This is a genomic window from Allokutzneria albata (assembly GCF_900103775.1).
Classification (GTDB): domain Bacteria; phylum Actinomycetota; class Actinomycetes; order Mycobacteriales; family Pseudonocardiaceae; genus Allokutzneria; species Allokutzneria albata.
In genome coordinates, this window is sequence record NZ_LT629701.1 from 6,765,857 (window position 1) to 6,778,395 (window position 12,539).

Consider the following 12,539-nt stretch of genomic DNA (forward strand, 5'->3'; position numbering starts at 1 on the left):
CGATCGAGCCTAATGCGCTGTCAGCGCTGAGTGCTCATTCAGTCACTGACAGTACCCGGGCGTGAACGGACCGCTTTTTGTCGAGCCGGAATCCGCACCGCTGGTAGATGCCCAATGCACCGGTCGGGTTGTCGGCATCCACGGAAAGCGCCGCTCGGGTGAACCCCGCGTCACGACTGTCGGCCAGCGCGCGCAACAGCATCACCGTCGCCAGCCGGTTCCCACGCCACCGCCGCCGCACGCCGATCGTGGCGTACCAGACCTCGCGGACACCGGTGGCCGCCGCGTCCGCCTCGAACTCCTTGGACAGCAGGTAACCCGCGACCTCCTCGCCGTCCAGCACGAGGTAGGACACGGCCGGGCGGAACCAGCTGTCGCCGGTGTACCAGTGCTTCCAGCCGTCGCGGTCGACCTCGGTCGAGCCCCAGTGGTCGCGGAAGGCCTCGTTGTGCGCCAGCCGGAGCGCTTCGTCGTGGCGCGCGTCGTACGGGACCAGCCGCAGGCCCTCCGGCAACGGCTGGTCGGCGACCCCCGGGTCCGGATCGGTGGAGCGCTTCAGCTCGAAGAACCACCGCTGCGGCACGAAACCCGCGGAGGCCAGCAGCGCGCGCAGCGCGGAGTTGTGCTCGCCGCAGGAGATGCTGACCTCGCCGGGCAGATCGGGCCGGTTCTCGCGGTGCAGTTCGCCCGCGCGCTCGGTGATCCACTGGACGAGCCGCCTGCCGATGCCGCGCCCGCGCCAGTCGGGGTGCACCACGCTCTGCGAGGGAAGGCGGTACCTGCCCTCCGGGGTGACCCGCTTGTCCAGGATCGCGTAGGCCACCAGCGTCGAGCCGTCGAGCACGGCGATCGAGTCGCGCTCGGGATCGACGTCCGGGTCCGCCCACTCCTCGCGGAGGTCGGCCTCGCTGTAGTGCTCGCCCGCCTGGTCGACGCGCTCGGCGGCGGCGAGCAGCGCGGCCCAGCCCGGGATGTCGCCGTCCACCACCGGACGCCACAGCAGGTTCATGCGTCGGAAGCTACGACCGCCTCTTCCCCCTCGCGACCGAATTTCCCTTTCGTGCGAGGCGGTTGCACGGTGGCCAGGCCCCAGTCCTCCCGGAAGTCGCTCACCGTCAGCCAGGCCAGCCGGACGTTGACGCCGAACAGCTGCCGCACCGAGGCGAGCGTGTTGAAGCCGCCGACCGTCTCGTTGGTGCGGCCCCGCTCCAGCTGGTTCTCGGTGAGCCCGTCGTCGAAGACCTCCAGCAGCGTCGCCGCGTAGTAGAGGTAGCAGAGCGCTTCGAGCTGGAGGTGCCACAGCTCGCCGTCGAGGATGGGCGGGTTGCTCGCGCCTTCGAGCAGCCGCGCCGCGTCCGGCTTCGCGTGCAGCTGGATGTGCCGCATCAGCTCGCTCGCGTACGGCTCGTCGGCCAGACCACGGGCGATGACCGTGCGCAGCGCGGCGACCTTGCCGGCGAGGTCCTCGGCGACCAGGCCCTGGCACACCGCGGCGAGGGAGCGCTTCTGCGAAGCCACCACGGTGCGGGCGGTCCTGATCAGCTCGCGCGGCAGCCCGCCGGAGACGCTGTGGCACAGGCACACGAAGGGCTCCGACATGCCGAGCACGCGGCTGCGCAGCAACGCCCGCGCGTCGTCGAGGCCGAGGTAGTCGACGCGGAAGATCGTGTCGAACGCGCTGTCGAAGGCGTCGCGCACGGGCAGCCCTCGCCGCTCGAACGCCGCGAGCGCGTCCTCGGAGACCGACACCAGGAACAGGCAGCCCGGAACGTCGATGGAGAACAACGCCTTGACCTCGTTGACGAACTCCTGGGCGCTCTCCGGGGAGAGGATCTTGTCCAGTTCGTCGAGGATGATCGCGATCCGGATGCGCGCGATCTTGGGGACCGTGCCGAGCACGTCCGCGGCGGTGGTGAGGAAGTCGCGGAAGTCGCTGACCACCTCGGGATAGGTCATGGCCTGCCGGGCGAACTCCACCGCGCCGGTCCGGCTGCCCTCGGCGCCGAAGAGCAGCCCGACCTTGCCGGACCAGCCGGAGGTGTGCTTCTGGAGGTAGCGGATCGCGTCGAGCTTGTCCTCCGCGCACGCGCACAGATCGCGCAGGCTCTTCACCTCCGCGGTGCTCATCGCGACCCGCACGGCGGGCGTACGTCGTTTCACGGCGAGGAAGATCACCGAGGCGAGGGCGAGCACCGCCACCAACGGCCACCAGACGCCCTCGCGGAACACGGCGAGGTCCTGCGCGCGCAGCGTCGTCGTGCCCAGGTAGCCGACGCCCAGCCAGCCCGCGAGCACGATCGGCACGATCGCGATGTGCCGCATCCACCTGCCGAACCTGCGCCACCAGCTCGTGGTCGAGCTGATGTGCTTGCGGCCGAAGCGAAGCACCTCACGGCAGAGCCCCGCGTACAGGTGCAACGTGAAGTCGCGGGGGTCGTAGCGCACCGGAACGCTCTCCACCAGGGCGATGTGTTCCTCGCCGGGCCCGAGGAAGATCCCGTCGCGGTAGGCCTCCAGCAGGGTCGACTTGCCCGCGCCGCGGGAACCCGCGATACCGATCGCGCCTCCGCCGATGCCGCTGGTCACCCGCCGGAACTCGGCGAAGGTCCCGGTGGCCACGACGAACTCGGTCGAGCGCAGGTGCTGCAGGCCCTTGGCGTCGTGCACGTCGAGCTTCGTCGAGAACGGCGGACTCACCATGTCGTTGACCTGGCGGAGGATCAGCGGCCGGATCGCCTTGTCCACCACCGCCCGTTCCCAGCGCTTGTACGCCGAGCGCCGCGCTTCCTGCAACTCCGTCAACCTGCGCCGCCACGACGGGCTGCCGAGGCGCCGGGGATCGCTGGAGAGCCACTTCGGCAGCCAGGCGGTGCCGCGTCGGGCGACCAGCGGCCGGAGCACCACGACGACCAGGAAGCTCACCGCGATCGCCGCGGCGACCGGCACCCACGGCAGGGTGACCGCGTCCCAGACGGCGAGCCCGATCCAGGCACCCGCACCGAAGAAGGCACCGAACAGCAGGCTGACGATGACGTCACGGCTGCCTTCGACGCCCTGGAGGTCGTCGTAGGCGCCGAACAGGCAGAACCCCGAGAGACCCGCGGCGAGCACGGTCGCCGGGAGCCAGACCAGCCAAGCGGTGAAGCCGTTCGTGGCGGCTCGCGTCGGTTCCACGAGCAGCACCAGCATGAGGATCTGACCGCCGGCGAGGCCGAGCCCCAGAGCGATCGCCCCGCCGCTGACCTCCTTGCCGCAATGGCGGTTGTAGGCACCTTCGGCCTTCACCAGCACGGTGAAGCCGAACACGATCGCGCCCAGCACCACCCAGAAGCCACCGACGACGGGCTGCAGCACCGGCCACAACTGCCACACCGCGAGGGGGAAGACGATCCCCAACCACACCCAGAGGCCCATCGACCGCTGCACGCGCTGGTAGGCGCGGCGCTGGTTCGCGGCGACCCCGGACGTGGCCGCGCGCGGGTGCTGGTGGTCGTCGAGGTTGCGCTCGGCCTCGCGCAGCGCGGCGATCTCCAAGTTGGTGGCCCGCAACAACTCGTCGGTGCGCTGGGTCGTCCGCTGCTCGACGGTCTCCGGCTTCACCCGGCCCTTGACGAGCGCGTTGCGGATGTCCGGTTCGTCGAGGGTGCGGCGCACCAGGGGCCGGATCGCCTCGGTCAGCCGGGGCACGAGGCCGGATGTGTTCTCCCATTCCGCGGGCAGCAACGACGCCTCGGACAACGAGTACCTCCGGTGACGGGTGATCTTGCGTTCTACCCTGCCGCAAGGCCCGCGGTGCTGCTCCGTTCAGGTTGTGGCTGTTGCGTTACACCGGTGTTGTGGAAATCCGCCAGAACGTCGAGACCGGGCCGACGCCCGCGCCCAGCGGGTAGGAGTGCGCGACCGCCCGCTGCACGAACCGCTTGCCGAAGCGCACCGCCTCCAGCACCGGCGCCCCCCTGGCCAGCGCCGCGGTGATCGCCGAGGCCATGGTGTCGCCGCCGCCGTGGGTGTGCGGGGTGTCGTAGCGGGCCCCCGGCAGCTCGTAGAACTCGGTGCCGTCGAAGAGCAGGTCGACGCACTCCGGGTCCTGGGTCAGGTGCCCGCTCTTGATGAGCGTCCACTGCGGGCCCAACGCGTGCACGGCCCGCGCGGCGTCGGCGAGCTGTGCGCGCGTGCTCACCTCGACCCCGGTCAGCAGCCGGACCTCGTCCAGGTTCGGCGTCACCAGCGTGGCCATCGGGAAAAGCAGGTCCCGCAAGGCGTTCAGCGCGTCGGCGTGCAGCAGCGGGTCGCCGTGCATCGACGCCGCGACCGGGTCGACGACGAAGGGCGCCGTGCCCTCCTGGCCGATCCCCACCTTGTGGCACGCCTTCGCGACCGCGTCGATGATGGCCGCCGAGGCGAGCATGCCCGTCTTCGCCGCGTCCACCCCGATATCGCCGACCACGGCCTCGATCTGGGCGGCCACGGTCTCCGCCGGGATCTCGACGAAGTCCTTGACCCCCAAGGAGTTCTGCACGGTGACCGCGGTGACGGCGGTCATCCCGTGCACGCCGCAGGTCAGGAACGCGCGGATGTCGGCGTGCATGCCCGCGCCGCCCGCGGAGTCCGAGCCCGCGATCGTCAGCGCGCGCGGCGGTGTCTCCCAGGCCTCGTCCGAGCTCAGCGCGCGGCCCGGAAGCGCGTTCACGGGTTCACCACCGGCAGGTACACCTTCCCGCCCTGCTCGTCGAACTCCTCGGACTTCTCCCGCATCCCGGCCTCGATCGCCTCCACAGTGGACAGTCCGCGCTCCTCGGCGTACTTCCGGACGTCCTGGGTGATCTTCATCGAGCAGAACTTCGGCCCGCACATCGAGCAGAAGTGCGCCGTCTTCGCCGGAGCCGCGGGCAGGGTCTCGTCGTGGAAGGCGCGCGCGGTGTCCGGGTCGAGGGACAGGTTGAACTGGTCCTCCCACCGGAACTCGAAGCGGGCCTTGGACAGCGCGTCGTCGCGCTGCTGCGCCCTGGGGTGGCCCTTGGCCACGTCGGCGGAGTGCGCGGCGATCTTGTAGGCGATCACGCCCGCCTTCACGTCGTCCCGGTTGGGCAGGCCCAGGTGCTCCTTCGGCGTGACGTAGCAGAGCATCGCGGTGCCGTGCCAGGCGATCTGCGCCGCGCCGATGGCCGAGGTGATGTGGTCGTAGGCGGGGGCGATGTCGGTGGCCAGCGGGCCGAGCGTGTAGAACGGCGCCTCACTGCACAGCTCCTCCTCCAGCCGGACGTTCTCGGCGATCTTGTGCATCGGCACGTGGCCGGGGCCCTCGATCATCACCTGCACGTCGTGCTCGCGGGCGATGTGCGTCAGCTCGCCGAGCGTGCGCAGCTCCGCGAACTGGGCCTCGTCGTTGGCGTCGGCGATCGAGCCCGGCCGCAGCCCGTCCCCGAGGGAGAAGGTCACGTCGTAGGTGCGCAGGATCTGGCACAGCTCCTCGAAGTGCGTGTAGAGGAAGCTCTCCTTGTGGTGCGCCAGGCACCACGCGGCCATGATCGAGCCGCCGCGCGAGACGATCCCGGTCACCCGGCGCGCGGTCAGCGGCACGTAGCGCAGCAGCACCCCGGCGTGCACGGTCATGTAGTCGACGCCCTGCTCGCACTGCTCGATCACGGTGTCCCGGTAGACCTCCCAGGACAGCTTCGCCGGATCGCCGTCGACCTTCTCCAGCGCCTGGTAGATCGGCACGGTGCCGACGGGGACGGGGGAGTTGCGCAGGATCCACTCGCGCGTCTCGTGGATCCGCTTGCCGGTGGACAGGTCCATGATGGTGTCCGCGCCCCACCTGGTCGCCCACACCATCTTCTCGACCTCCTCGGCGACCGACGAGGTCACCGCGGAGTTGCCCAGGTTGCCGTTGATCTTCACGAGGAACTTCTTGCCGATGATCATCGGCTCGGACTCCGGGTGGCACCGGTTGGCCGGGATCACCGCCCGGCCGATGGCCACCTCGGAGCGCACCAGCTCCACGTCGACGCCCTCGCGCGCCGCGATGAACTCCATCTCGCGGGTGACGATGCCCGCCTTGGCGTAGGCCAGCTGGGAAACGGCTCCGCCGACCGGTTCCAGCGCCCAGCCGGCGCGCAGCTTCGGGAGTCCACTGTGGACGTCGATGGTGGCGTCGGCGTCGGTGTACGGGCCGGAGGTGTCGTAGAGGTCCAGGTGCTCGCCGTTGCTCAGCTCGACCCTGCGCTGCGGAATCCGCAGTCCACCAGGGGTTTCGGTGTACACCTTGCGCGAGCCGGTGATCGGACCGGTCGTCACGGTGGGCGTGACGGAACTGTCGGCAAAGGCCGTCATGGCGAATCCTCCCTACGCCGGCATTACCCGGTACAGGTTCAGGCGGTCGGCGGCGCCGGGATCGTTGCCCAGCCGCCCTCTCAGCCCGCTTTGCTGCGAGCTCCCGCGGTCGATGTGGAGTTGTTCCGGGCCCGAGGCTAACCACAGGCCCGGCGCGCTGCCAAGTCGGCCGAGCCGACTGGCCCCGACTGGCTCAGTGGCCGAACGGGTCCTCGACCTCGCCCGGCGTCCAGGACAACCCCGGAACGCCCCAGCCGTTGCGCTTGAGCATCCGCTTGGCCTCCTTGGCGTGCCTGCCGACGAGCCGGCTCAGGTAGAGGAAGCCGTCCAGGTGGTCGGTCTCGTGCTGCAGGCAGCGGGCGAGGTACCCGGTCGCCTCGACCTCGACCGGCTTGCCGTCGCCGTCGAAACCGGTCACCTTGGCCCAGCCGGCGCGGCCGGTGGGGAAGGACTCGCCGGGGGCCGACAGGCAGCCCTCCCAGTCGTCGTCCGGGTCCGGCATGGTCTCCGGCCGCTCGGAGGTCTCCAGCACCGGGTTGACCACGACGCCGCGGTGCCGCACGTCCTCGTCGTCGGGGCAGTCGTAGACGAACAGCCGCAGGTCGACGCCGATCTGGTTGGCGGCGAGGCCGACGCCGTTGGCCGCGTCCATCGTCTCGTACATGTCGCCGATGAGGGTGCGGAGCTCGTCGTCGAAGCTCTCGACGGGGCGCGTCGGGTTGTGCAGCACCGGGTCGCCCGCGATCCGGATCGCGTGAATGGCCATGGCGGGAACCCTAACGGCGGTTGTCCTCCGGACGCGCCGGGTTGTGCCCGAGCCTGTGTCGGTGCCTCGTGATGTAATAGAACTAGTCGGAAATCACAGACCTGTGATTCAGGGGCCCGCGACGTGGGCCCGTGATGTTGGGCACAGTGATTCGAGGAGCAGGATGGACGCCGCCGAGGTGAGGGCCAAGGGCAACGACCCGGCCCCGTCCGCGTCCGGCACCGGCGGCCTCACCGGCACCGAACAGGAGATCCTGGCCTTCGAACGCCAGTGGTGGAAGTACGCAGGCGCGAAAGAACAGGCCATCCGGGAGCTGTTCGACATGTCGGCGACCCGGTACTACCAGCTGCTCAACGCGCTGATCGAGAAGCAGGAGGCCCTGGCGGCCGACCCGATGCTGGTCCGCAGGCTGCGCCGGCTGCGCACCGGCCGCCAGCGGGTCCGCACCGCCCGCCGCCTCGGCCTCGATCCGCGCTGAGCGGCGCGATGACCGCATGATGTGGAGGCAGCTGAGATGAGTTCGGTCGAGCCGCCAAGCGCACCCCGCCCCCTGTGGGTGGCCGGGGTCGTGGCGCTCGGAGTCGCCGCCGTCGCGCTGGCGTTCGGCGTCTTCTCCCTCTTCAACGGGGGCACGCCGACCGACCAGCTCGGGCAGCAGGCGACAACGACAACCGAATCGGCTCCGGGCAGCCCGCCGCCTCCCGCGGTGAGCTCGTCGCAGGAGCCGGCGCCGGTGACCACGACGCCGCCCCCGCCTCCGCCGACGACCACCGCGGCCCCGCCGACCAGCACCACCAACAACGGCGGGACGCCGCCCGCGAAGCCGAAGACGGGCATCCGGGTCTACAACAACAGCACCATCCCCAAGCTCGCCGACCGCGCCGCGCAGGACATCCGCGAGGCGGGCTGGACCGTCGAGCAGGTGGACAACTACCCGCACGGCGTGATCTACACGACGACCGTCTACTACACGCCGGGCACCGACGAGGAGACCACCGCGCGCACCCTGGGCAGCGAGTTCGGCATGCGCGTCGAGGAGCGCTTCCAGGGCATCAAGGACGCCAAGCCCGGCGTGATAGTGATCGTGACGAAGGACTACAAGAACGCCGCCAACGCCAAGTAGTCCGCCCCTGCCCCGGCCGGGTCAGGGGCGCTGGGCGGACGCGTAGGCCTCCAGGGACGCCAGCTGGGCGGGGTCGAGCGAGGGGCGGATGGTCTCGCGGGCGTGGTTGAGGTGCTTGAGGCCGACCTCCGCCGCCGCCAGCGACTCCCGCATCGCGGTCAGCGCCGCCTCCCTGATCAGCGCGGCGCAGTCGGCCGCCGAGTACCCCTCCAGCTCCCCGGCCAGCGCCGCCAGGTCCACGTCCTCGCCGAGCGGCGTGTGCTTGGCCGCCGACTTCAGGATCTCCGTGCGCGCGTCGGCGTCCGGCGGCGGGACGTAGACCAGCCGCTCCAGCCTGCCCGGGCGCAGCAGCGCCGGATCGATCAGCTCGGGCCGGTTGGTCGCACCCACCACCACGACCTCGTTCAGCGGCTCCACGCCGTCCAGCTCGGTCAGCAGCGCCGCCACCACGCGGTCGCCGACACCGGAGTCCGACGACTGGCCGCGTCGCGGCGCCAGCGCGTCCACCTCGTCGAGGAACAGCATCGCCGGAGCCGCTTCGGCCGCGCGGCGGAACAGCTCCCGCACCGCGCGCTCGGACTCGCCGACCCACTTGTCGAGCAGCTCGGCGCCCTTCACCGACAGCACGTTCAGCCGCCCGGTCCCCGCGAGCGCGCGCACCAGGAACGTCTTCCCGCAGCCGGGCGGGCCGTACAGCAACACCCCGCGCGGCGGCTTGACACCAAGGCGCGCAAAGGAATCCGGGTACTGCAGGGGCCACAGCACGGCCTCGGTCAGTGACTGCTTCACCTCGGCCATGTCGCCGACGTCGTCGAGCGTGAGCCCACCGGTGGCGAGATTGTCCGAAGTGGACATCGAGATCGGCCGCACCGTCTCCAGCGCCCCGATCAGGTCCTCCTGCCCGATGCGCGGCTCGTCGGAGTCCCGCTGGCGCAAGGCCGCCCGCACCGCTGCCTCCCGCCGCAGCGCGACCAGGTCCGCGGCGACGAAGCCGGGAGTGCGGTCCGCGACGGCGACGAGGTCGATGCCGTCCTCCAGCGGGGCGTCGCGCAGCAGCACCCGCAGCAGCTCCGCGCGCACCGAGCCGTCCGGCAGCGGCAGGCTCAGCTCGCGGTCGATCAGCTCGGGGCTGCGGAGCTTGGGGTGCACCGACTCCGCCGCCGAGGTGGTCGCGACGACGGCCAGCTTCGGGGTGTCGATCGCCGCGAGCAGAGCGTCAAGGACCACAGTGGACAGTGGCGGCGGATTGTTGGCCGGTAGCAACGCTTCCACGTCGGAGACCAGCAGCACGCAGGCGGTGCCGCGCTGAGCGGTGGAGACCGCGGAGTTGATCGCATCGTGCGCGCGCTGCGAGGCCGTCGCCGGTTCGAGCGCGGCGGCGCTCGGCGCGACCAGCTCGACGACCTCCGCCTCCACCGCGGCCGCGACGGAGCGCACCAGGGTCGCCTTGCCCACTCCGGACGGTCCGGAGACCAGCACGCCGAGCCGGGACTTCGCGCCGAGCTGGGCCAGCAGTTCCGGGCGCCGGAACGCAAGGTCGAACCACTCGCTCAGCCGCCGCACAGCGTCCTTGGCGCCGACCAGGTCCGGCAGCGCCAACGCGGGCTCGGGCTGCTGCGGGGGTGCCGCCGCGGTTGTCGCCGGAGCAGGAGTCGTGGCGGGCGGAAGGGCAGCGGTCCGCTCGCCACCTCGCCAGCCGACCACCGTCGCGGGCTGCACGGCCACCACACCGGGCGGCTCGACACCGGTGACCGTGAGCAGTTCGTTGGTCCACGTCATGCCGATCGCCAGGGACAGCTTGCGGCGCGCGGTGCTCACGTCGGAGCCCGGAGGCGGCGCGAGGTCCTGGGGCAGCAGCGATACCGCGTCGCCGACGGTGAGCACCTTGCCCATCAACGCCAGTCGCAGCGTCTCCGGGGTGAGCGAGGCCGAGGCCAGCCGTGAGCCCGCCACTGTCACCGACCGCGCCGTCGAGACCTCCACCGGCGCCACGACGACCTCGGAGTCCTCGGTGAGGCCGAGGTTGGACATGGTGATGTCGTCGACGTAGATGAAGCCGGGGGAGTGCGACCCGTCCGACGCCGCGGCCAGGGCGGCGGTCTCCCGCGTGCCGGTCAGCCGCACCGCGTCCCACGCCCGCAGCCCCAACGCGTCGAGCACCTCGGGGTGCAACCGGACGACGCCGCGGCGCGTGTCCAAAGCGGACGGGGACAACCGGATGGTCAGCGTGATCACGCCACAGACCCTAGCCGCCGCGTGCGCACTGAATGAGTCATTCGGTGCGCTCACCTACCTCAATGACTCATTCAGTGCGATCGCAGGAGGTCAGTCGCGACGGTTGCGGCGCAGGCCGAGGCGGCGCCAGCTGGTGCGGGCGACCGGGCCCGGGCCTCCGCCGCCGTTGCGCCGGGGGATGCGGCGCAGGCGGATCGCCGCTCCGGCCACCCGGCGCCGCAGCGGCGGGCGGATGCCGAGGCGGCGGGTGCTGCGACGGCGGATCGCCCTGCGTTCGGCGGGCTCCACGTCCCAGGCTTCCGGGTGCTTGGACAGCCAGGAGTAGCGGTACACCGCGTACGGGATGTGCGCGAGGTAGAGCAGCACCACGACGGCCAGCATCAGGAACGGGTAGGTCAGCAGCGCCGCCCCCGCGATGCCGATGACCACCAGCGCCGGGGCGACGGCCTTGGCGGGCAGGCGCAGCTTCTTCAGCGACAGCGTGGGGATCCGGCTGATCAGCAGCATCGCCACCAGCAGGGTCCACACCAGCAGCGTGGTCTTCGACGACCACCAGCCCTCACCGGCGCCCAGCGTCACCACCATCGGCAGCAGCGCCAGGATCGCCCCGGCCGGGGCGGGGACGCCGACGAAGAACTCCTTGGTGAACGACGGCTGTTCGGTGTCGTCGAGCAGCGTGTTGAACCGGGCCAGCCGCAGCACCATGCACACCGCGAACACCAGCGCGACCAGCCAGCCGGTGCGTTCGCCGTCCCAGCCCCAGATGAACAGCACGATGGCGGGCACCACGCCGAAGGAGATGCCGTCGCAGAGCGAGTCCAGCTCGGCGCCGATCTTGCTGGTGGCGTCGAGCATGCGGGCGAGCCTGCCGTCCAGGCCGTCGAGCACCGCGGCCACACCGATCGCCAGGATCGCCGCGTCGTACTCCTTGTTCATGGCGAACTGGATCGCCGAGAGACCGGAGCACAGCGCGAGGATGGTGATCGCGTTCGGCAGCAGCCGCACCCCGGGAGCGGTGCGGGCGTCCACCTAGATCTCCGCCCCGGGCAGCAGGCCGAGCACGGTCTCGCCGCCGATGGTCTTCTGACCGGGCTCCACCAGCACCCTGCTGCCCTTCGGCAGGTAGACGTCCACGCGCGAGCCGAAGCGGATCAGGCCGTAGGTGTGCCCGGCGTCGACCCGCTGGCCCTCGTCGACGAAGCAGACGATCCGCCGGGCGATCAGCCCGGCGATCTGCACCACCGCGATGTCGTGGCCGTCGGAGGTGCGCAGCAGCAGGCTGTTGCGCTCGTTGTCCTCGCTGGCCTTGTCCAGGTCGGCGGAGAGGAACTTGCCCGGCCGGTAGGAGATCCGGCTGACCTCACCGGTGGCGGGCATCCGCTGCACGTGCACGTCGAAGATCGACAGGAACACGCTGACCCTGGGCACCGGCTCCTCGCCGAGACCCAGCTCGGCGGGCGGAACGGCCGGTCCCACCGTGGACACGGTGCCGTCGGCCGCCGAGACCACCAGGCCGGGCCGGGTCGGGGTGACCCGCTTGGGCTCCCGGAAGAACCAGGCGCACCAGGCGGTCACTACCATGCCGAGCACACCGGCCCGGCGGGAGAACCGCCTGATCAGGAAGGTGGCCACAGCCGCGCCGAGCACGAAGGGCCGTCCGGCGGGGTGCATGGGGGGAACCGTGCTGCGGGCGAGGTCGACAAGGTGTGCGAGCGGGCCCGAACGTTCTTCCGCGGTCATCGTGTGGTGATCCGGATCCTCGGCCGTGAAGAGAACAAAGTGGACTCTTCACGGTACGCCAGGGACCCCGCGGGCCTACCTGCGGGACTGCACCAGGCGGACGATCATGAGCAGCAGCACCGCGCCCAGCGCCGCGACGCCGAAGCTGGCGAAGCGGAACTCGAAGTCCCACTGCTCACCGGTCAGCAGCTTGTAGACCAGCCCGCCGAGCGCGGCGCCGACGATCCCGACGACGATGCTGAACAGGCAGCCGAGCGGGCGCCGGTCGCGCCCGCCGACGATCAGGTTGGCCGCCCAGCCCGCGAGCGCGCCGAAGATGATCCACGAGAAGAAGCCCACGTG

At 71.0% G+C, this 12,539-nt stretch carries 11 protein-coding genes and 1 riboswitch; of the genes, 2 read left to right on the forward strand and 9 right to left on the reverse strand.

Going from position 1 to position 12,539, the window contains the following annotated elements; translation table 11 throughout:
* Positions 1 to 34 precede the first annotated feature (34 nt).
* From BLT28_RS30865 to BLT28_RS30885, 5 genes are all read right to left on the reverse strand, one after another.
* Entirely contained in the window at positions 35 to 1,009 is a 975-nt protein-coding gene (locus BLT28_RS30865; RefSeq protein WP_052408044.1) for a GNAT family N-acetyltransferase, read from the reverse strand.
* Positions 1,006 to 3,738: a hypothetical protein gene (locus BLT28_RS30870; protein WP_052408045.1), complete on the reverse strand. Its 2,733-nt coding sequence runs from the start codon at positions 3,736 to 3,738 to the stop codon at positions 1,006 to 1,008. Before BLT28_RS30870 ends, BLT28_RS30865 begins: the two co-directional genes overlap by 4 nt.
* Positions 3,739 to 3,823: 85 nt before the next feature.
* Positions 3,824 to 4,690, reverse strand: coding sequence for a bifunctional hydroxymethylpyrimidine kinase/phosphomethylpyrimidine kinase (gene thiD / locus BLT28_RS30875; protein ID WP_052408046.1), 867 nt, complete (start codon positions 4,688 to 4,690; stop codon positions 3,824 to 3,826).
* Positions 4,687 to 6,333: a phosphomethylpyrimidine synthase ThiC gene (thiC, locus tag BLT28_RS30880; protein WP_030432823.1), complete on the reverse strand. Its 1,647-nt coding sequence runs from the start codon at positions 6,331 to 6,333 to the stop codon at positions 4,687 to 4,689. Before thiC ends, thiD begins: the two co-directional genes overlap by 4 nt.
* A riboswitch (TPP riboswitch) is annotated at positions 6,324 to 6,450 on the reverse strand. (Overlaps the previous gene by 10 nt.)
* Before the next feature lie 76 nt (positions 6,451 to 6,526).
* Positions 6,527 to 7,099 carry a peptide deformylase gene (locus BLT28_RS30885; RefSeq protein WP_030432824.1) on the reverse strand — a complete coding sequence of 191 codons (573 nt, stop codon included), beginning with the start codon at positions 7,097 to 7,099 and terminating at the stop codon, positions 6,527 to 6,529.
* A 163-nt stretch (positions 7,100 to 7,262) separates the two neighbouring features.
* Between BLT28_RS30885 and BLT28_RS30890 the strand changes: the two genes are divergently transcribed.
* Both BLT28_RS30890 and BLT28_RS30895 read left to right on the forward strand, forming a co-directional pair.
* Complete coding sequence (locus tag BLT28_RS30890) at positions 7,263 to 7,577, forward strand: DUF3263 domain-containing protein (RefSeq protein ID WP_030432825.1); 315 nt, start codon at positions 7,263 to 7,265, stop codon at positions 7,575 to 7,577.
* 36 nt (positions 7,578 to 7,613) lie between these two features.
* Positions 7,614 to 8,222 carry a LytR C-terminal domain-containing protein gene (locus tag BLT28_RS30895; RefSeq protein ID WP_030432826.1) on the forward strand — a complete coding sequence of 203 codons (609 nt, stop codon included), beginning with the start codon at positions 7,614 to 7,616 and terminating at the stop codon, positions 8,220 to 8,222.
* A gap of 21 nt (positions 8,223 to 8,243) precedes the next feature.
* On the opposite strand, the gene BLT28_RS30900 is transcribed toward BLT28_RS30895, so the two are convergent.
* The 4 genes from BLT28_RS30900 to BLT28_RS30915 form a co-directional block, all read right to left on the reverse strand.
* Positions 8,244 to 10,457: an AAA family ATPase gene (locus BLT28_RS30900; protein WP_030432827.1), complete on the reverse strand. Its 2,214-nt coding sequence runs from the start codon at positions 10,455 to 10,457 to the stop codon at positions 8,244 to 8,246.
* Between the two features lie 90 nt (positions 10,458 to 10,547).
* Entirely contained in the window at positions 10,548 to 11,486 is a 939-nt protein-coding gene (pssA, locus tag BLT28_RS30905; protein ID WP_030432828.1) for a CDP-diacylglycerol--serine O-phosphatidyltransferase, read from the reverse strand.
* Positions 11,487 to 12,197: a phosphatidylserine decarboxylase gene (locus tag BLT28_RS30910; RefSeq protein WP_030432829.1), complete on the reverse strand. Its 711-nt coding sequence runs from the start codon at positions 12,195 to 12,197 to the stop codon at positions 11,487 to 11,489.
* A 75-nt stretch (positions 12,198 to 12,272) separates the two neighbouring features.
* Entirely contained in the window at positions 12,273 to 12,536 is a 264-nt protein-coding gene (locus BLT28_RS30915) for a GlsB/YeaQ/YmgE family stress response membrane protein (protein WP_030432830.1), read from the reverse strand.
* Between the last annotated feature and the right edge of the window lie 3 nt (positions 12,537 to 12,539).

Excerpts from the sequence above, each read along its gene's own strand:
- BLT28_RS30865 (WP_052408044.1), bottom strand. The coding sequence starts at position 1,009 with ATGAACCTGCTGTGGCGTCCGGTGGTGGACGGCGACATCCCGGGCTGG.
- thiC (WP_030432823.1), bottom strand. The coding sequence starts at position 6,333 with ATGACGGCCTTTGCCGACAGTTCCGTCACGCCCACCGTGACGACCGGT.
- BLT28_RS30885 (WP_030432824.1), bottom strand. The coding sequence starts at position 7,099 with ATGGCCATTCACGCGATCCGGATCGCGGGCGACCCGGTGCTGCACAAC.
- BLT28_RS30890 (WP_030432825.1), top strand. The coding sequence starts at position 7,263 with ATGGACGCCGCCGAGGTGAGGGCCAAGGGCAACGACCCGGCCCCGTCC.
- BLT28_RS30895 (WP_030432826.1), top strand. The coding sequence starts at position 7,614 with ATGAGTTCGGTCGAGCCGCCAAGCGCACCCCGCCCCCTGTGGGTGGCC.
- BLT28_RS30910 (WP_030432829.1), bottom strand. The coding sequence starts at position 12,197 with ATGACCGCGGAAGAACGTTCGGGCCCGCTCGCACACCTTGTCGACCTC.